This window comes from Cedecea sp. AS113, assembly GCF_037152415.1.
Lineage (GTDB): Bacteria > Pseudomonadota > Gammaproteobacteria > Enterobacterales > Enterobacteriaceae > Cedecea.
This window is the reverse complement of record NZ_JBBCMI010000003.1, coordinates 16894-35930: the sequence shown is the minus strand read 5'-3', so window position 1 is coordinate 35930 and position 19037 is coordinate 16894. Positions and strand designations below refer to the sequence as shown.

The 19037-nt window shown below is 51.5% G+C and carries 16 protein-coding genes; 2 read left to right on the top strand and 14 right to left on the bottom strand.

The window, feature by feature from the left end; translation table 11 throughout:
- Positions 1-92 precede the first annotated feature (92 nt).
- The 8 genes from WFN87_RS04170 to fimA all read right to left on the bottom strand — a co-directional run bounded on the left by WFN87_RS04170 (position 93) and on the right by fimA (position 8150).
- Entirely contained in the window at positions 93-1526 is a 1434-nt protein-coding gene (locus WFN87_RS04170; RefSeq protein WP_336989461.1) for an EAL domain-containing protein, read from the bottom strand.
- A gap of 28 nt (positions 1527-1554) precedes the next feature.
- Positions 1555-2460 carry a fimbrial protein gene (locus WFN87_RS04165; protein ID WP_336983047.1) on the bottom strand — a complete coding sequence of 302 codons (906 nt, stop codon included), beginning with the start codon at positions 2458-2460 and terminating at the stop codon, positions 1555-1557.
- 16 nt (positions 2461-2476) lie between these two features.
- A complete protein-coding gene (locus tag WFN87_RS04160) occupies positions 2477-2980 on the bottom strand; it encodes a fimbrial protein (protein WP_336983048.1) in 504 nt (167 codons plus the stop codon).
- Between the two features lie 12 nt (positions 2981-2992).
- Entirely contained in the window at positions 2993-3520 is a 528-nt protein-coding gene (locus WFN87_RS04155) for a fimbrial protein (protein ID WP_166866583.1), read from the bottom strand.
- A gap of 9 nt (positions 3521-3529) precedes the next feature.
- Positions 3530-6163 (bottom strand): fimbrial biogenesis usher protein, encoded by a 2634-nt coding sequence (locus tag WFN87_RS04150; protein WP_336983049.1) that lies wholly within the window; start codon positions 6161-6163, stop codon positions 3530-3532.
- Between the two features lie 72 nt (positions 6164-6235).
- Positions 6236-6898 (bottom strand): fimbria/pilus periplasmic chaperone, encoded by a 663-nt coding sequence (locus WFN87_RS04145; RefSeq protein ID WP_336818627.1) that lies wholly within the window; start codon positions 6896-6898, stop codon positions 6236-6238.
- A gap of 97 nt (positions 6899-6995) precedes the next feature.
- Positions 6996-7535: a fimbrial protein gene (locus tag WFN87_RS04140; RefSeq protein WP_336983075.1), complete on the bottom strand. Its 540-nt coding sequence runs from the start codon at positions 7533-7535 to the stop codon at positions 6996-6998.
- A gap of 75 nt (positions 7536-7610) precedes the next feature.
- Complete coding sequence (gene fimA, locus WFN87_RS04135) at positions 7611-8150, bottom strand: type 1 fimbrial major subunit FimA (protein ID WP_008454320.1); 540 nt, start codon at positions 8148-8150, stop codon at positions 7611-7613.
- A 693-nt stretch (positions 8151-8843) separates the two neighbouring features.
- On the opposite strand from fimA, the gene WFN87_RS04130 reads away from it, so the two are divergent.
- Complete coding sequence (locus tag WFN87_RS04130; protein WP_336983050.1) at positions 8844-10349, top strand: EAL domain-containing protein; 1506 nt, start codon at positions 8844-8846, stop codon at positions 10347-10349.
- Between the two features lie 284 nt (positions 10350-10633).
- Here WFN87_RS04130 and WFN87_RS04125 read toward each other — a convergent pair whose 3' ends face one another.
- The 6 genes from WFN87_RS04125 to WFN87_RS04100 form a co-directional block, all read right to left on the bottom strand.
- On the bottom strand, positions 10634-11110 hold the full coding sequence (locus WFN87_RS04125) for a helix-turn-helix transcriptional regulator (protein ID WP_336983051.1): 477 nt from the start codon (positions 11108-11110) through the stop codon (positions 10634-10636).
- 164 nt (positions 11111-11274) lie between these two features.
- On the bottom strand, positions 11275-12042 hold the full coding sequence (locus WFN87_RS04120; protein ID WP_336983052.1) for an EAL domain-containing protein: 768 nt from the start codon (positions 12040-12042) through the stop codon (positions 11275-11277).
- A 96-nt stretch (positions 12043-12138) separates the two neighbouring features.
- Positions 12139-13224: a fimbrial protein gene (locus tag WFN87_RS04115; RefSeq protein ID WP_336983053.1), complete on the bottom strand. Its 1086-nt coding sequence runs from the start codon at positions 13222-13224 to the stop codon at positions 12139-12141.
- Positions 13225-13247: 23 nt separating this feature from the next.
- Positions 13248-15770, bottom strand: coding sequence for a fimbria/pilus outer membrane usher protein (locus WFN87_RS04110; protein WP_336983054.1), 2523 nt, complete (start codon positions 15768-15770; stop codon positions 13248-13250).
- Positions 15771-15786: 16 nt separating this feature from the next.
- A complete protein-coding gene (locus WFN87_RS04105) occupies positions 15787-16497 on the bottom strand; it encodes a fimbrial biogenesis chaperone (RefSeq protein ID WP_336983055.1) in 711 nt (236 codons plus the stop codon).
- A gap of 96 nt (positions 16498-16593) precedes the next feature.
- Positions 16594-17145 carry a fimbrial protein gene (locus WFN87_RS04100; RefSeq protein ID WP_336983056.1) on the bottom strand — a complete coding sequence of 184 codons (552 nt, stop codon included), beginning with the start codon at positions 17143-17145 and terminating at the stop codon, positions 16594-16596.
- A 588-nt stretch (positions 17146-17733) separates the two neighbouring features.
- On the opposite strand from WFN87_RS04100, the gene WFN87_RS04095 reads away from it, so the two are divergent.
- Positions 17734-18627, top strand: coding sequence for an AraC family transcriptional regulator (locus WFN87_RS04095; RefSeq protein ID WP_336983057.1), 894 nt, complete (start codon positions 17734-17736; stop codon positions 18625-18627).
- The last annotated feature ends 410 nt before the right edge of the window (positions 18628-19037 follow it).

Genomic DNA, 19037 nt, shown 5'->3' with positions numbered 1-19037 from the left:
TCCCCCAGGGGTAGAGGGGGAAAAAGGCCAGGCAGGGAACGTGATTTATCTCCTCTCCCTTCCAGGGAGAGGGTTAGGGTAATAGCGCTGATTCAAGCTATAGGCTGCACCGTCTCTCTTTTTTTCAAAGCCGCGATCATTTGCCGCAGTTCAAACTTAAAAACGGGCTGAGAGATACTGAACCCCTGAAAGAGATGCACCCCGGATGCCAGCAGCAACCTTAATTTCTCGCGGCTATCAATCCCCTCGGCAACGCAGTAACTTCCCGTTAATTCACAGTAGTATACCAGGCTTTTGATCAGCGCCAGCGCGTGAGGTTCATACTGCGCGTCGGCCACGATTTTGCGATCCAGTTTGTAATCGTTGAACCGCACCTCCCGCACCGGGAAATAAACGCTGCTCTGCGAAAAGCAGTCATCAAGCATCACCCGGTATCCCTGGTGCTGAAGCTGGGTAATAAAGAATCGACTCTCCTGATGCTGATTCAAATTCAGATCTTCTGATATTTCCAGCACCAGCCTGTCCGTCCAGAATGGATTTATCAGTCGGGTACTCAGCTGTTTGATAATGCCGAACAGACTTTCACTGTTTGAAACCGCGGCCGGAATATTCACCGCGAAATAATACTCCCCCTGGTACTGATTAATGCCGCCCACCGCCTCTTGCAGCATAAAGGCCGTTAACAGCCGCCACGTATAGCTGGAGCGGATCTGCGGCAGAAACTCTGCGGGCTGTAGGGTTTGCCCATTTCGATGCCAGCGGGCCAGGATTTCCAGCCCTTTGAGCTGCAGCCCACCGTTCACAATAGGCTGGAATACCGGGTAAATCTGGCGGTTGTGAATGGCATAAACCAGCTCCCTTTCAAACGGTGAAAGGGCAGCCAGCATCCCCGCTGAGTCTCCTTTTTTCTGCTGATTACTCGCCATCGGCGCCTTCTCATGCAGCAGCGGATGAACCATTTTTTTTAACCCGGATATTCGCTGCACATACAGCGTCTTATGGCTGACGCCGCGCTGTTTCGCCTGCTCCTGAATCGTCTGCCCGGCGAGAGAGTCCACCAGCACATCCAGCTCTTTTCGGGTCAAACCTTCGGGCCGGATCTGGCTCACCAGCTCCTCTTCAAGGGCGTGTTTTTTGAGGCTGACGCTGTTATCCCAGTCCCCGTGCAGCAGCGCGGCCAGGCTGGCGCAGGGCAGATCGGACGGCACCACCCGCACGCCGCCAAGATAACCGTCTTTTTTCACTAATTTCTGCAGCGAACGCCAGATCCATGAGGCTGAGCTTCGGCTCAAAATGAGCATGGGGAGCTGGCCATCATGGCGATCGAGCAGCTGCGCTACCTGCCGCAAGACGACAAGCAGCCAGTAAGGTTGATCGGGCAGATAGACCACAAACCGCGCCCCGCTCTCTTCCTGCAATCTTTCTTCCCCTGAGCCAGGGAAAAATACCGCCCGGGTTTGACCTGCGGCTAACAGATTCTCAAGCCCACACGCCATCATGTTGCAGGGCGAGAGAATGTAGGTCACACGCTCGCTTACTTTTCCAGGTGTGCCGCTACTGGTAAACAAACGTCACCCCAACGATCGACTGCACATTACCCGCCGTAACCTGCCCGGTCGTTCTCGCGTAGGTCGCAGTCAGCCCCAGACTTACGGGGGTCGTCCCTACCGTTCCCAGCGAAACGGTGTTAGCGCTGCCGGCCCCCAAAGCGGCACCATTTCGCAAAAGCTGAACGCCAATTCCCTGAGCAGGCGAGCTGGAAGACGTATTGGTGAAAATGGAGTTATCGCTGCCCAGCGTGTTGCCAGACAAAAAGTAACCGATTCTCTGATTCTGCGCGCAGCGCACGGTGACGGGCGCAGGCGCCGTGCCAGGGTAATCCGGCAGATTTACCGTCACGTTACGGGCGGACACGTCACAGCCCCCGGTGGGCACCACAACATCGTTGTTGGCGTAGATATTCCAGTTGATGATCTGGCGATTCCCGTTAATGGAATCTTCTTTTTCCAGAATAAGCTGGGCAATCATGGTGTTGGCTTTAACCACTACGCCGCTGGCGGTGCTGATAGGCGTTAAATACAGCACCGCCTGCCAGCCACGATAATCCCCCCAGGTATGGTTCACCCAGGCGGTTTCCGTTGTGGTCGGGAAAGGATATTGCACCCCGAAGTAACCTAATGATCCTCTGAAAGCAGAGAGCACGCCCTGATACGCCGAGCCGGACCGGATCCTTACCGGATCGGTATATTGGCTTGGGGCATCGTTTTTGCACTGAATCGACTGGGAAAGATCGACCACTAAGTTTTGCCCTGCCGAAATGGACGGCACAAGATTAACATTGACGTTCACGGTGCCGGAGCCGCTGATGGATGTCCCCAGCGACTGGCAGGTAAAGGCCTGGCCTGCGGTTGACCATACCAGCCCGGCCAGAGTGGCCAATAACGCGATGATTTTTTTCATTCCATCCTCCTTGCGATCAGGCCCAGGTGTAAGTGACATTGATCACCGCCTGAATGGTTCCCTGGGTAGTCCCGCCGTTGACCGTTATCGCTCTGACCTGCAGAGGAAAACTCGTCGCCTGACTGCCGGCATCCACCGGCACGGTTTTATTGGCACCGTTATTTAGCGTTGCCCCGCCGTTGTCCCGCAGCTGGAGCTGGAGGTTGCGCGCCGTGCCCTGGTTGGCGTAATACCCCGTCGCATCCGCCGTGCCGCTGAACGTTGCGGTCACTTTAGAGGTCCCGACCGGGCAGTTGGTCAAGCTCAGGACAACATCATGCCAGGCGGATGAAGCACCGGCCTGCACCAGGCTAAAGGTATAGAGATCGCCCAGATCGACCGTGGCCGTTGGGGTCGAGATCGTGCAGGGCTTCGCCACTACTCTGCCGTTCACGGTAATGGTGACGTCATCCGCCTTTGCCGTGGCAGAGAGCACCAGCAGCACTCCGGCAAGCACCCTTCCGGGTAGAATCCATTTCATGTCCGCCTCCGGTTACTGAAATTCAAGTGTGAATATTGCGGTCGCATTTACGTGCCCGGCGGTGACCGGCAGCTGCGTTGCCATCAGGCGCGCATAAAAGCCCAACACGTTGGTCTGGCCGGGCACCAGCGTGGTCCACTGAATTGCCGACGATCCCGCGTTGATCGGCATCGGCGTCCGGGCGCTGTTCAGGATTTGTATCCCCATGCCTGCAGCTGCCGCCGCGCCGCTATCCAGCTTTAATAAACTGGTGTTGACGCTATCCGCCACGCCGGTAAAGCCCACTTTCACCGCGGTAGCCAGGCCGCCACACGGGGAAAGCACGATGCGAAAAGGCACCAGCGCGGTGGTGGCTCCCACCGCAGAAAACTGTTTGGCCGGGTTATTCATCAGGTCGACGGTGAAATCTTTCGACTCCGCCGCAACCGCGCAGGCGTTGTCCCGAACATTGCCACTAATCGTAATGGTGCTGTCTGCCGCATCCGCAGCGGCGGCGAACAGTGACAGGGCGATGCCGACGATATAAAGAGATTTAGTCATGCTTATTCCTTAGCGACACAGCGCCGAAAGCGAGCTCAGCATCTGCTTCTGGCTCTCTTCACCCAGACGGTAGTCCGCCACGCAGCTGGCACCCGGCCCGTCTCCCCATTTGGCCAGCACCTTGCCCACCAGCGGCATTCCGCTCAGGTACACCTGCCCGCCGTCGGCCACAATACTGCTCACCTGCAGGCCTTCGGCAGTCACAACCGCCCCGAAAGGCACAGGCTTGCCGTTGTGGGTCAGCGTCATGAGCATTTTCACCCCAACCTGTGGCTTGAATTCCGCGCGCACCACGGCGCCGTGGGTGGGCACCACGTTGGCGACCGCATCCTGAAGGTCTACGTTGTCAGCCAGCGTGTTGGTGTCCAGCGCGATCCTGTTTTCGCGGTAATCGCTGGCATACGGGAGCACGGCATAACCGCGCCAGTCAGTACGAACCCCGGTTTGGTTTTCGACTTTGACGTCCCCGGCTCCGGGGGCTTTCACCAGCACGACCGTGCTGTTCAGCGGCTGGCTGAAGGTCACACCATCCGCATGCGCCAGTACGCCACCGCTCGCGCCGTAGTAAACCTGTTTCATGCCGTCGCTGCGGCTGTAGCCCACGTTGGCGTTGCCGTATCCGCCACGGTAGTTCAGTGCGGCATAACCTGTACTGCTGCTATTCCCGTGCCCGCCGCCCGCATAGCCGGTCTGCACGCTATAGCTCAGGTTATTGTCCTCCAGCAGCGTGCCGTACAGCCCGGCCAGGTTGGTCATCCGGCCATTAAGATCGTGTGAGGCGCTGTAGCTGGCGTTGGCATTACGCCAGACGGATTTGCTGTCGGAACGCAGCCAGTGGCTGAACGGGATATTGACGTTTACCGCCAGCATCTGGTCACGCCCTTCCTGCCAGGCGTTTTTCGTCAGGCTGTAGCTGACCGTCCAGTTGATGTCATCCACGGCGGTGTTTAACCCCACCTGCATCTGTTCGTCGGCGCTGCTGCTGTTCCAGTAAGTCTGGTGGCTGCCGCTGAGATAAAGCGTTGTTGTTCTGCCCAACTGTTGGGTCAGGCTCAGCTGCACCCTGCCGCGCTTGTTGTAGGCGAGGTTGTAGTAGTCGGTAAACTTAGGTTTAACCTGAATGACGCCGTCCTGCGTTTCCACGCGGTAACCGCTCATCCGGCTGTAGGCACTGTCGGCGAGGGTAAAATAGCCGCTGGTTGAATACCGGTAGCCCACCAGTTGGATGTTGGTGCCCAGTTCATTCAGCGATTTGTTATAGAGGAAGCGCAGCGATTGCCCCTGGTGTTCGCTGTCATCGGCGAGCCTGGCGTTGGCCTGAGTGACGTCCATCGACAGCGCCCCCAGCGCCCCCATGTTTTTCCCTACGCCCAGGTTGAAGCTGCGGTAACGGTCAGCCAGCTGGCTGCCGCCATAAAGCGTCCAGCCATCGGGCAAACCATGCAGCACCGTGCCCTGGAAGAACTTAGGCTCTTCCTGCTGGCGGTTGCCGCTGCGATATTCCCCGGCCGTCAGTGAAAAACGCGTGCGCCCTTCGCGCTGTAAAACAGGCACGGATGACCACGGCACGCTGAAGATCTGGCTGCTGCCGTCGGTTTCTTTGATAGTGACCTGCAGATCGCCGCCGCTAGTGGCAGCGTAGAGATCGTTAATCGTGAACGGGCCTGGCGGAACGGTGCCCTGATAGATTTCATAGCCATTTTGTTTGACGATGACGTGCGCCGTGCCCCGGGCAATACCGCGAATCACCGGCGCAAAGCCTTTCATGCTGTCGGGCAGCATATTATCGTCGGAGGCTAATTGAGCCCCCCGGAAATTGATCCCGTCAAAAATATCGCTGTCGGTATAGCTGTCGCCCAGCGTTAACCGGGAGCGCAGGGAAATAATATCGCGCTCAAGCCAGGTGTTGACGTGCTGCCATTTGTTTTCGTTCGCTGAACTTCCGCCGCCGCTGTTGTAGCTCCAGGTGGTGTTGTCGCGCAGCCGCCATGCCCCGAGATTGATCCCGCTCTGAAGGTTCAGCCAGGCATAATTGCTGTTACCACCGCGATCGTTTTGCACGCTATTGCCGGTAAAGTTGTAATTCAGCAGGCCGGCGTTAATGCCGTTATCCCAGCGTTCAGGCGGGATATAGCCTCTGGCCCGGTTGCCCATAAACGCCTGCGGCACCGTCAGGTTGAGCCTTTGGAGACCAACATCAAACCCGGCGGTCGCCTCAGGAATAAGTTCAGTCATCGGGACGCAGGCGTCCGACGCCAGGGCGTTCATGCCGGCAATGGCCGCCACATCGACGCCCATTCCGGCCCATTGCTCACGCGTCAGGCAGGGAGCAAGGCCGCTGCTGCTCTTTGCCGCATCAAATTTAACGTCCCGCGTGGCGACAAATCCCTCGTTGAGATAAATATCGACGCGATAGGTTCCCGGCGGCGCTTCCTGCCCACTTTCGAAGCTGGACAAATCAGCCACCGCGGAGGGATCGTCGGCTAAAAAGCGCGGGTTAAAATAGAGATCCGCATGGGCGGAACAGGCTTGCATAGCGATAAAAAGCGCCAGCGGCGTTTGTACCAGAGTAAAAAAAGAAGCTAATTTGCGCCGCGGACGACGGAAGCCGAAACGCGCTAATCCATATTTTAGATGTGACATTATCCCTCCGGTCAGCATTCGCCCGGCAGTCAGTTCTTCGTTGTTATTTAACGCAGGACGGCCTGTCCTGAATTACTGCATAACGCCCTGCATCCGTGGCGTAAGCGCCCCGTAGTCGTTAATGGTCTGGTAAGTGATGTTGGCCCCGGCATCGGCCGGTAGCTTCACGGAGGTTTTTCCCATCGGCGGGACAAGCGCATTGTCCAGCACGCGGGTGCCGGCATTTATATCCGTCACCGTCAGGTAATACGGGGTGGGATTGTTTACTGTCAGCTGGCCGTTGCTGCGGCTAAAGGTCAGCTTTTCTGCCGCTTTCTCCGGGGCCAGCGCCAGGTTATCCGGGCGGTAATAAAGTTTAATTCGGCTGATGATCGCCAGCTGGAGCGTGTTCTCATTCAGCTTTGATTTTTCCATGGATGGAATGGCTTTCACGTTCAGCCAGAACAGGCTCTCCCGATCCTTCGGCAGCTGGTTATTGGTCGCATCTAAAATGCGTAACGTGGTTTCTTTTTTCCCTTTGATGGCAAACAGCGGCGGGGTAATCACAAACCGGCTGTCTTTATCGCCATTAGCGTTTTCTACCCACGACTGAATAAGGTAAGTACTTTTTTCATCGTTGCTGGTTACCGCCAGCTGAACCTGCTTTTGCCCTTCAGGATAAATAACGCGAGTCGCCCCTAACGCTACCCCCGCCTCTGCAGGAGCCATAAAGCCGATTGTCGCAGCTATCATCATCGCCGCCAGTAAACCGCGACCTCTTAGTAAGCTTTTTGTCACGCTCGCACCTTTGTCCTTGTCGTTGTTGTTTGTGTCCACTACGCCCGCATTCAGGCTACAGGTAGGTCAAAGAAAACCAGGCCTGGGCATTAGCCAGCCCGCCGGTAACCTGATGCCCGGTGGCGCGATATTTGGCGATAAAATGGAGAGTGTTTGGCCCGGCGTATATCCGGGTCCAGGCCTTTGCAGGGGCATTCAATGGGATTTGGCGCTCCTCAGCATCAAAAAGGGCAACGCCCACGCCTTCAGCTATGCCCGGTCCCTCGCCCACCGAAAGTACCGCCGGATTTTTACCGTCGGCCACGCCCATAAACGCCACGCCAACGTGCCGGCTAACGTTGGTATTACAGTCCTGAAGGTGGAGCGCGAAAGGCACCGGGTCGCTGTCTTCGCCTGGTGCGTGGAAGCGATTGCTGCTGATCCTGCCCATTTCAACCGTCATTTGGCGGTCGCCCGCTTCCACGCGGCAGGATTCGACAACGATCGTGCCCTGGAAGCGCATATTGCCGCCCGGCAGCATCACATGCGTTCGGTTACCGGCCAGCGCCAGGGATGGCAGGAGAACGCTCAATAGAATCAGCTTGATTCCTCTCATCATTATCACCTTCAAATCCGTAGTAGATGACGGGCCGTCCCTGGCCCCGAGTGATTTCCCTGTATGACTGACTGATTACTCGTACTGAACTTTAAAGGTCGCGTCCGCGTTAGCGGTACCGGCCGTAGCCGCACCCAGCGCGATGTAACGGGCCTGCAGAGGAATAATATTGGTGCCATCGTTCAACGTGGTTTTGGCGCTGAAGGTTGCCCCATCCAGTGCCAGCGGTGTGCTGGTGTTGTCGAGAATTTGAATCCCCACATTAGTCGCACTGCCCGCCGCAGGGCCCTGAATTGCCAGCGTGTCGGTCTTGCCGGTGACGGCAACGCCAGAGAACGCAACGGAGGCTTTGGTGGAAACAGTGGTATCGCAATCGTTCAGTTGGATGTTGAAACCTACTGCAGAACTGGTGCTACCTGCCGCAGCCAGTCGGGCAGAACGAACCTGGCCCAGTTGAACAGTCTGGTCCACCGATCCCGCATCAACGGCACAGGCTGCGTTAACAATTTCACCTTTGAAATGAACGGTGCCACCGTTAACCGTCACGGCATAAGCCGCACCCGAGCTCAAAGAGAGGGCTGACAGTGCAACGAGAGCCAGATTTTTGATTTTCATAATTTATTCCTTTAAACAATTTCACTAAAACGAATCAGAACCGGCAGTCGCTATGCCTTCCATAAGACCTATGTTTCAGCTTCACGAAACGATCGCCTATTCACATAAGCTCGCCCCTAAGAGAGCTACCCTCTCAATATTGGTGGGAGCCGGGGTGAAATATTAATAAAGTATCCCGAATCGTCTTTGAAATTATATTTAACAAAACATCAATATCATCACATTGCATTGATTTTAAATGTTTTTTATATTTAATCCCATTAGGATTTTTCCCTAAACTTATTCTCAATAGCGCTTTTGGAATTAATTTCTATTGACATTCCACACGTTGTAAAGAAACTAGAGAAGAAACAGGAATGTTGACTAAAAATTCAAAAAAAAGACCACATATAAAAAACAACAGGGATAATTTCGCTTAAAATAATTATAAAACATTCATTGCATTGAATTTATCATTAATATTACAGGCGAATAATCATCCAGAATTTATTAAAAGGAACTTAATATGCAGCGTTAATCTGGCATCAGCCGCAAATCTTAGTTTGCACATTTAAAAAGTAATACCTGACGCAGACATCTTTCATGCTGCGTCGGCCGGGCTTTCACATATCAAAAAAACCTCTGGCGAGGATATACCACGCAATAAAACCTATTGCATCGGGTATAGAAAATAATGACTAATGGACAATTGATATGAATATAACCTCACCGTTATTGCCTGTGCCACCTCAACATTCCCACGTTGAGTTTGTTTATCATATACTTTCTGCCTGTCATTTTTCCGCAACGGGTCTTTCTGAGTTGCTTCATGAAAAGGGAATGAATACAAAACTGATTAGCCCCGAGAAAAGCAGCCAACTTATTTCTAAAAATAATGAAAACGATGAATTTAACCATCTGATAGTTTTTATTCCTGAAGATCCCTTTCAGATGCTGATGACGCTGAAGAGCCTGATATCGCTATTACAAATGCATCACCATAAGATAAATATCCTGATCATAAGTGGGCTATCGTCGTCCTGGCTGTTTAGTTATTTTAAAAATGTGATGCCGCGAAAATCGAATCTCAGTACCATCAGAGTAGTCAGCATTTTTACCAGCGTGGTTAAACTCAGAAATACGCTGCATAAAGACCTTAAAAACATTCCCACGCTTGTCTCGCTTGCCAGACAGGAAGAACGCAACGGCGGTTTGCGCCACGAAGGCCTCACTATCCATGAGGTCAATACGCTGCTGGAGCTTTTTAGCCCGTCCGGCCATGAAGATACCGCGGCAATAAAAAGCTTCAGTACTAAAACGCTCTATAACCTGCGTTCAAGTGGGTTAAAAAAGCTGGCGGCCATTCACCCGATGATGTCCAGACTGCTGCCGGGCCGGCATCGCAAAGCACAGCGCCAGTCGAAGCCCAGGGGATTAACGACCAGAATGCTCAGCAGCGAGGAGAGGAAAATTACCCATGCCCTGCAGCATGGCCTGATCTTCCCCGTTTTCCAGCCCATTGTAGACGGCGAGATGCAGATAGCGGGTTTTGAGATATTTTGCCGCTGGTACACTAACGGCAACGTATTGTTGCCGAAAGACTTTTTCCATGAGATCAGGACGCGAGAAACGTGGATCATGCTCACGGCCTACATCATCAGAGAAGCCGTGGTGAATATAAATAACTATGCGGGGAAATTGGAATTTTCGGTCAATATTCCACGGATTCTCACCGAGAGTGCTGCCCTGTTTAAAATAGTTGAGACGGCCAAAGCTCAGCTGCTTGATCCGACCTGGATAAGCCGCCTGGTGCTGGATATTAACGAAAATGTGGATTTAAGCTACGAGTCTAAAACGGTCACGGTATTAAATCAGCTTACCGGGCTGGGCATAAAGCTTGCGCTGGATGATTGCTTCGCTAAAAATAGCGTCACGTTTCCAGTCAGGCAGCTAAAATTTAATAGCTATAAGCTGGACCGCTATATCGTTGAAAACTTTACGAGTAATCTCGATGATAAACACCTCATTGATGGCTTAATCTATTATGCGAGCGTAACAGGCAGGCAGTGCGTGGCGGAAGGTGTCGACAACCCGCAAAAATTCCTTATGCTAAAGCAAATGGGCGTCAGTTTATTTCAAGGGTATTATATTTCGAAGCCGGTGCTCCGCGAGGAGTTAGATGCGTTAGTTTTCCGCGGACTTCAACAACCCCAGACATAAAATGTCATTCGATTTATAAAAATGATTCTATTATTCGCATTATTTGCGGACAGGAATAGAACATTCTGTTTCAGGTCCCTTATTTTTTGGCAGACTGAGGATTAACAAACCTCTGCCGTATGCACATATTATGAATAAATAAGCAATGCGGAGTACTCATTCATTGCCATAGAGCTATTCAGATTAACTACGCCACGTCTCGAATGGATCTCATGAGTAGCGTTAGATAAGGGGCGAGGAGGCCCCTTGCCTGAAATCGTTAAATTCAAACCTGGCCTTGCCGGTTATGACAGCGGAGATTTGATCAGGTACTTTGAAATCCCGGAGACAATTAAACAGCCGACCTTTTTTGCTTTGAATAATTCCATAATATTAAACTGGTGCGCATAAAATGCTTTAATAGACACCCCCATCCTGGTTGATATTTCAACCGGGCTCATTTCCTGTATCAAATAGGTCAATACCAAATGTTGTTTTCTGGTTAATAGGATATCAGGCGGACAAACGCCGATGGCTCTGCCATGAATCAGCATAAAAAAATCCATCACCGCCGTGGTTCTTTTCAAAAAAACCACCGGCAACTCAGGCCAGAGCCTGTTCACCAAAAAAGGCCCCAGGATATAAACGCGCCGGGGATTTAATCGTCTAATTCTGATTTCAAAGTCGCTATGGAATAAATTATTTTCATAGGTATCGATAATGATATAGCACTTATTATGAAGATCCTCACGAATGTCTCTGTCAGACTTAACGTGTTGCACCCGAAATCCTTTTAGGATAAACCTCAGAGCATGTAAAAAATAAATATCTTTTGTTATTACCAGGTACACAATTCACCTCAAAATGCTAACACAGGCTCATTATGTAGTTAGCAACGGTGATTAACTATGTGCCAAAATACCAACTTTCATGTGAAAGTGAAATTCTAGTCACATAGTTTCTCCATCGTCATGTACGTTTCGAAATCAGCTGCATTCAAGGGTGGACTGAAATAAAACCCCTGCATCAGGACAATTCCTTTTTTTGCCAGAAGATCCACCTGTTCTTTCGACTCCACACCTTCGGCAATGACCTTCATGCCTAAATGGCGAGTCAAAGAGATAATATTATCGATGATGCTGGCGGTGATATAACAGGTCATTGCCTGGGAAACAAATTCCCTGGGGATCTTGAGCATGTCCCCTGCCACCTGCTGCATCAGCGAGAATCCGGCATACCCTGTCCCAAAATCATCCAGGGCAATTTTTACCCCTGCATACCTTAAGCGCCTGAGCCGCCGCTGAAACCGGGCGCTAATATCCGTCAACGGCAGCTGCTCGGTCAGTTCAAGCACGACGACCACCCGGTGAGCGGAAAGGCTTCGCAGCGCCTGGCTGGCACACAATAGCCACGTTTGCCCGGCCATATTGGGCGGAATATTGAACGTCAGAATAAAGCCATCTGAAACAGGATTCTCCCCCAGCCAGTGCCCGACTTTTATCATCAGGGTTTGGGTCAGGGCCGCCAGGCCGTCCATATCCTGCAGGTAGGCAAGAAAATCAGCGGGGGGAACAATCCCGTATTCCGGATGATAAAGCCGGGCTAACACTTCAGCCCCAATACATCGCCCTGAAGCGCTGTCATGGACGGGCTGAAAATAGGGAATAATGTACTGGCGCTCCAGCGAATAAATTAAATCCTGTCGACTAAACACCTTTATTCCCCTGCCCTTTTATCTCAACCTTTACAGGTAAACCAGTTAATAACCCGAACAATATTTCAGCTCTATCAATAAGAAATTGATGCATGGTTATTGATAGGTAATCGTATACGTGATCGAGGTAGATACCGCCCCGGCAGTGACCGTATTTGAGGTACGAACCATGCGCGCAGCCAGGGGGAAACTCACGTTAGAAGTGCCTAACGCGGGGTTAAAGACTATATTATTGTCCAAATTAATGGGCGTATATGTGCTGCCCGACTGCGTCGCAATTTGAACCGCAACGCCGGTGGCGTACCCGCTTCCCGTCTGGTTCGCCAGTAGCCCCGTGGAGGCATCAAAGGGAGGAATCTGCGGGTTTAGGGTCATAGTCACTGTATTTTTGGCGAATGTTCCTGACTGTGATATCGATCCATAATAACTACTGCCTTGTTTCACAATTTGATAACTTTGAAAGTCTGACGAGTTGCCATTGAATGCCGAGCAACTGGTCAATGTCACAGGAGTGCTCACCCAGCCGCTGTTGTTATTGGTCGCCGGCGGGAATGAGTTACCCAAATTAAAAGTGAAATCAGGCGTGGTGCAACTGGGCTTATTTACTACAAATCCCCCCGAAATAAAATTGGTATAAGCTGCTCTCACCGGCGTAGATGAATCAGAATCAGTTAAATCCATTTTAATCGGAGGAAAATAAACCGCCCCAGCCTGGCCTGGCGTAATAGGGCCTATTTTATATGCAGTCAGGAAAAATGACAGAGTGGCGGTAGACAGCGTTCCCGATGCGGCAGGCAAGGCCATCGTATAGCTTGATGTCGGAGTTAATACAGCGGCGCTTTCATTAGTACCCGCATAGAATTTAATCCCGACCCCGGCTATCCCCGATAAAAAAGTATCCGCCGAACCAGGGGCCAGCGTTCCCCCTGGAACTGACACCGTTAACACAGGGTTACTCCCGGTACAGGTATAGTTCACATTAGCATAGCCGGGCACTAGCTGCCGGAATATGGCGGTTCCGACGGGCATATCGTCTCCGGCGCTTATATAGCTCCCTCGCAAAACGGTTGTGCCCGAGTATGGATTACTAACCGTGCATGTTGCCCACGCCATACGCGGAATAAATATATTCACAAAAATAAAAGCCGCCAATGCTGCCAGTCTAATCATTGTCTTTGTCATTGCTATATATCCTGATTCAATCTTTACTGGCCGCAGACATAGGTCATTTTCTGCATAGCGCCGCCCTGCTCAGCCGCTTGATAGGCAATAATGCAGGTTTCGGCTTTATCCTTTTTGTTAAAGGTCGCAAATAGCTTGCCTGAGAGCGCATTCACGCGGGCATAAACCATGCCCCCCTGCCCGGTCGTGCCGACGCTGTTGCCCTGGCTATCCGTCACGTTGGTGCCAAACGGCAAACCTGATTTTCCATCCGCAGGCGTGAACAGCAAGGCCTTGCCCTCCCTGACGCCAAACTCGGCCAGCACAACCGCCCCTGAACGCGGGATCACGCTTTGCGTCGTGCTTTCCAGCTCCACATCACTGGAGAGATGCTTGGGGTCAATGCCAATGGTATTGGTCTGATACGGCATCGAGGCCGGCACGGCCGCATTGCCCCAGGCGTCAAGCGTTACCCCTGGACTATTGACTACCTCAGCATTGGCGGCACCCGGGGCGTGAATCACCACCCATGTGTTCCCGGTGTAAGGGCTCAGCGTTACGCCGTGGGGATGAGCGATGACTGACCCGACCATTCCGGCAGAAATTGTACGCGTGTCCCGGCCGGCCGAGGCGGAAGCGCTGACGGAGGTCCACGGGGAAAGATATTGCCCGCTGACGCTGCCTGCGCTGCCGGAGATTTTATCGTTGGTGCCGGCCAGGCCCCAGGTAACCTGCTGCTTTTCACCGGCAGTGCCAGTCACTGAAGCCTGCTCCCCGAACCGCCCGTTAGCATCTCGGCTCAATGCCGCCGAGAACGAAACGGGCCGGGTTTCACCCAGCGGCAGGCTGAACGACAGCAGCCAGCTGGTTTCCATCGCCCCATCCATCACCCGGCTACGGCTCGCCGTGATGGTATAGGCAAGGCTCCCGAAACTGTTAGAGTAGCCCAGCTGGTACTGCATATCGCTGCCGCTGCGGTTCCAGTAGTCCTGAGAAATTCCGCTGCCGTAAAGCGAGCCCCAGCCGTCCGCCAGCCCCTGGCTGTAGGTCAGGCTAAAGCGGTTCTTGGTCCGGTAGAGCAAGCCTGAGAAGACCGCATCGCCCTGCTCATAATTTTGGTACTGAATAGCCTGGCTAAAATCGAGGTAGTTTCGCGTGGAGAAACGATAGGCCGCCAGCGAGATATTGCTCTTCGTGTCCGAGATCAGCTTGTTATAGGTAATTTTATAACTTTGCCCTTCCAGATTGCGGCGGGTCGTTTTGGTCCTGGCGTGAGTCACATCCATCGAGAGGGCGCCCACCGGCAATGAGAGGGCGCTGCCGGCCTGCCAGGCCTGATAGTCGTTGCTGAGCTGGCTCCCGCCATAGACGGACAGACTGTTAGTCACCCCCTGCTGCCAGGTTGCCTGGTAAAAGGCCTGGCCATCTTTACCAAAGGCTGAACGGTATTTCCCCGCTACCGCTTCATAGCGAGAAGCGCCTGGGCGGAGCAAATCTGCCACCGAAGCATAAGGAACAAGGAATGTACTCTCCGCGCCGTTTGACTCCCGCACGGTTACGTTAAGATCGCCGCCGTAGCCCGTCGGGTAGAGGTCGTTAATCACAAAAGCCCCTGCCGGCACCGTTGTTTCATAGATGATATTCCCGGCCTGGCGGACGGTAACGCGGGAAGTGCTGTGCGCTATCCCCCTAATCTCCGGGGCGTAGCCGCGCTGAGACTCAGGCAGCATTTGGTCGTCGCTAAAAAGAGAAACCCCGGTGTAAGACAGGGTGTCAAACAGGCGCCCGGAGGTGTTGGCCTGGCCAACCTGCACCCGCCCGCTGATGGCCGAGATATCATGCTGGACATAGCTGTTCACGCTCTGATAGCGATCGGCGCTGCCGGTTTGCTGGCTTAATGACCCGTTATGCCGGAAATACCATCCCCCCAGGTTCAGCCCCGTATTCAGGCTCAGATACTGCGAGCGATAGGCTTTGCCGTTGGTTTCCGACTGATAGGCGTTGGCGTTGTAAGACGCAAAGGCGGCCGTGCTGCCGCTTTGCCACAAAGCCGGGGCCACGGTGCCCCGCGCCGTTTTCTGGATATCCTGCTGCGGAACATGAATGGTCAGCGCCTGGAGACCCGAATCAAACGTGACCCGCGCAGAGGGAATGATCTCTTCCACGGCGGTACAGCCGCTTTGGGATAACTTATCGGTGTTCTGCACCGCGGTTGACATGATGTGCAACCGCGCCAATAACCCCGGAGAGAGACAGGGGGTTACTTTGCCAGTGGCTTGCTTCGCGAAAGTCACCTTTTCGGTGGCCTTTAGATCATCGTTGAGATAAACCTCCACCAGGTACTTACCCGGCAGCATACCGTTGCCTGTGCCAAACTGGCTCAGGTCAACCTTCCCGGTGTAGCCGGTATCCAAAAAAGAGGTATTGAATTCCACATTATCGGTAAGCGTTTTTTCCGCAGCATAGGCATGCCAGGGCGCGGTTACCACCGCGGCGGCAAAAAAGAAACAGAGCCCTATAGACCCCAAAGCATCTGGCGCCGCTTTACATAATTTTTTACTCATCATGATGAAAGCCCACGGTCTAATTATTTTGCAAACGCTTTTTTACTACGGCCCCATAGTCATTAATAAACTCAATGCTCACCGCCGAAGAGGCATCAAGCTTAACGGACTGTGGGAGGGTGAATTTAGCACTGCCTTTAGGCGCCAGCATATCGGCAGGAATCATGAATTTCTTCCCGTTCTGCTCAACGCCAATTGAGACCGCGGAAATATAATAAGGGGTAGGGTTGGACAATATAATATTGCTCCCCTGCTGGCTCCAGCGAACTTCAGCCCCAGCCTCATTCGCCGCCTGCGCATTTAGCGCTTCCGGGCGGTAAAATATTTTAATACGCGAGCGAAACGCCACCTGAATCTGGTTTTCTTGCTTGTTGGTGACCGGAGGGATCTCCAGAATATTCAACCAATAAACGCTCTCCCGGTCTTGAGGGAGATTCGGACCCACAAACGTCAGGCGCAAGGTTTGCCCGGCGTGGGAATTCACCCGCGTCAAAGGCGGAGTGAGAAAGAAAGGCACGCGAACATTCTCTGGTTTAGCGTCAGGATTGCCATCATCCACCCAGCTTTGTAATAACACCGGGTATGAACCTGAATTATTAACCTGAATACTGACATCTTTCTCTTTACCGTCGTAAATAATACGCGTACTGGATATTTGCACGCTGGCAATGGCAAAGTTAATAGAGAAAAGAGCTGTACACAGCAGGGTAGTAAGACGAGTAATAGACATGATGAAAACCAGAAATGAGTTTATTAGAGAGTTCCGTGACTAAAGATGAATACGAATAATTACTGTATAGGTGAGGGTCCCTCCCCACCTACGCGATCAATTATAAATAAGAGTGTAAGTCACTGAAGCGGTTACACTCCCGGCAGTTGCTGTGCCGGTCGCAAAGTAACGAACAGCATAAGGTAACGTCGCCGAACCAGAAGTAATATTGGTGTAACCATTCGAACTCTGACTCGCGTCACCAACAATAATTGGAGTATTTGTGACACCATCGATTAACTGCAGAGCAACGTTTGTCGCCCCGCCGGTTGCGGTGTTGGTTAAGCGGCCTTGGCTGTCAACGTTCGCATTTTTTTCAAAGAGCGCTTTAACGTTACCTGCACCCTGTGGGGATGTGGTTGCACACCCGGTGACTGAGATATTAAAAGATGTTTGCCCCGCGGTATTACCTGATGTGGCCAAAACGTTAGCCTGAGCTGCAGGCAGGGTTACCGTCGCGGCGGTCCCGCTCGCGGTGGAGCCAATGGTTGCATTACAAGTTTGGGAGTTTACCGTGCCGGTAAAATTAATTGTCCCGTTACCCGCAGCCTGAGCACCTGCCACTGTAAAAGCGGATGTAATCGCGGCGATGATTGCGATTTTTTTCATGTTTATATTCCTGAGAGATTTAATGTTTGCCTGGCTTCTTTGGAATTGGAATTCTCTGATAAGAAGCTGGGCTTATTATGCTTGGGGTTAATAAAAAAACAATCTCATTTTCCGCAGGATAATACTTTCACATATTTAAAAAAATAGCCTCACGCATAAATACCATACACACCAGCCACATCAATACGCCAAAATTCCAATCTATAATGCCAAAAGAAACTCAAGGGCACAGTTAGATCCCTAACCATTTTTGGTTATAACCTTTACATTTAGAAACACATCATTCAAGAGCAAAAAAAATATAACCACCTCGCCAGGATTTGAAATAATAATTTAGCCTGGTATTATTATCTTAAAAAATCATTTGCGCAACACGGTTAAAATAATTAAGAATTTTACCTCTATAAATCCTATGAATTAGAAAAATTAAAAAGTAAACATTGATCCCTATCACCATTTCAACGCCGCTGCGCTAAAACTAAATTGCCAAACGGATCATTGGTTGCTAGATGTAAAACTCCCTGCGCGTTGACATAAACAGGTATACGCTTAAAGCATGTAATACAGATGCACCATTAAGGAATATGTATGGATATCAAGGCCTGGCTATCGCAGCAGTCGAATGCTGCAACCTCTGTTTTTCATATGGGGCGTTACTGTGGGCCGTGGAAAGCATCGACCCATGCAACGGGAAACTCAAGCTTTCACGTGGTGTTAGAAGGTGAATGCTGGCTGGCGCTGGAAGAAGGTAGAGAGAGAACAAAACTGCACGAGGGTGACATTGCGTTCTTTTTCACTAACCGCCCTTTTTATTTAGTCTCTTCCGCGGACGCGCCCATAAATGAGCTGCCGCTGAGCACAATGAAGCCTTTAAATCAGGCACAACCAGAGGACACGGCCCTGCTTTGCGGCTTCATTCAGCCGGTAAGGCATGAAAGTAAGCTGCTGTTCGCGTTAATGCCCGAGTTTTTACTCATCAAACGGGATGGAAAGATCAGCCAGCGGCTGCATACGCTTTTTGAGCTGTTAAAAATCGAGTGCTGGCAGGCGGAAAATGAGTGCGAGTTGACCATCTCCAGACTCACAGACCTGCTGTTAGCCTATGTAGTGGAGGAGATTCTTGATGAGCACCTGGTCGATATCAACATACTCAAAGCCTCTCAGTGCGAAAGGCTGACATCCCTGATGTTGAAGATAACCCATCACCCATCCGAAAAATGGTCTATTGAGTGTATGGCCGCCAGTATGCATATGAGCCGTTCCACCTTTATCAGGAGAATTCAGGAGACCTGCAGCTACAGCCCTAATGAGCTGGTGATGCGTTTAAGAATTAACATTGCCGTGAACCTGCTTAGAAGAGGGATAAGTATGACAGAGGCGAGCCAGCAAGTTGGGTATGACTCCCTCACCGGTTTTTATAAGGCGTTCAGAAAAGTCACTATGCAAACGCCCACCCAGCTTCTTAAAAATTTAACGCATTGAAAGCCAATCACCAGGTAGAAGCAAACATATAGAAAAGCAGGAAGCGTTCAGCTTCCTGCAACACTGACCAAAATCGCAGTATATGCTTATAAATGCTTTGCTCACTTATGATTCCCCCCTGAATTAAATTCCCCTCAGAATAACTCCCTTCATTTAAGAGCCACGTATTGATCTATAGTGCCGCTCTTTTATAAACCATGAGCAAAAAAAATATTTCACTCTGCCACAGTGAATTTTTATGCAAAAATTATTCATTTCGTTTCGCCCATTAAAAACCACCTCTTTTTTTTAGCACCAAATTATCAATATTAAATAAACAATGAAATTTCAGGAGATTTATAAATTAAAAAAAACACTTGTTAATGCATAACCCGGCTCTTAGCTCTATCTTGGCTGGCTAACCTGTGTAT

Bases quoted from the DNA above. Each gene is read 5' to 3' on its own strand.
- WFN87_RS04130 (WP_336983050.1), top strand. From the start codon at position 8,844: ATGAATATAACCTCACCGTTATTGCCTGTGCCACCTCAACATTCCCAC.
- WFN87_RS04160 (WP_336983048.1), bottom strand. From the start codon at position 2,980: ATGAAATGGATTCTACCCGGAAGGGTGCTTGCCGGAGTGCTGCTGGTG.
- WFN87_RS04105 (WP_336983055.1), bottom strand. From the start codon at position 16,497: ATGTCTATTACTCGTCTTACTACCCTGCTGTGTACAGCTCTTTTCTCT.
- WFN87_RS04100 (WP_336983056.1), bottom strand. From the start codon at position 17,145: ATGAAAAAAATCGCAATCATCGCCGCGATTACATCCGCTTTTACAGTG.
- WFN87_RS04115 (WP_336983053.1), bottom strand. From the start codon at position 13,224: ATGACAAAGACAATGATTAGACTGGCAGCATTGGCGGCTTTTATTTTT.
- WFN87_RS04150 (WP_336983049.1), bottom strand. From the start codon at position 6,163: ATGTCACATCTAAAATATGGATTAGCGCGTTTCGGCTTCCGTCGTCCG.
- WFN87_RS04165 (WP_336983047.1), bottom strand. From the start codon at position 2,460: ATGAAAAAAATCATCGCGTTATTGGCCACTCTGGCCGGGCTGGTATGG.
- WFN87_RS04140 (WP_336983075.1), bottom strand. From the start codon at position 7,535: ATGAGAGGAATCAAGCTGATTCTATTGAGCGTTCTCCTGCCATCCCTG.
- WFN87_RS04110 (WP_336983054.1), bottom strand. From the start codon at position 15,770: ATGATGAGTAAAAAATTATGTAAAGCGGCGCCAGATGCTTTGGGGTCT.
- fimA (WP_008454320.1), bottom strand. From the start codon at position 8,150: ATGAAAATCAAAAATCTGGCTCTCGTTGCACTGTCAGCCCTCTCTTTG.
- WFN87_RS04095 (WP_336983057.1), top strand. From the start codon at position 17,734: ATGGATATCAAGGCCTGGCTATCGCAGCAGTCGAATGCTGCAACCTCT.
- WFN87_RS04155 (WP_166866583.1), bottom strand. From the start codon at position 3,520: ATGACTAAATCTCTTTATATCGTCGGCATCGCCCTGTCACTGTTCGCC.
- WFN87_RS04145 (WP_336818627.1), bottom strand. From the start codon at position 6,898: ATGATGATAGCTGCGACAATCGGCTTTATGGCTCCTGCAGAGGCGGGG.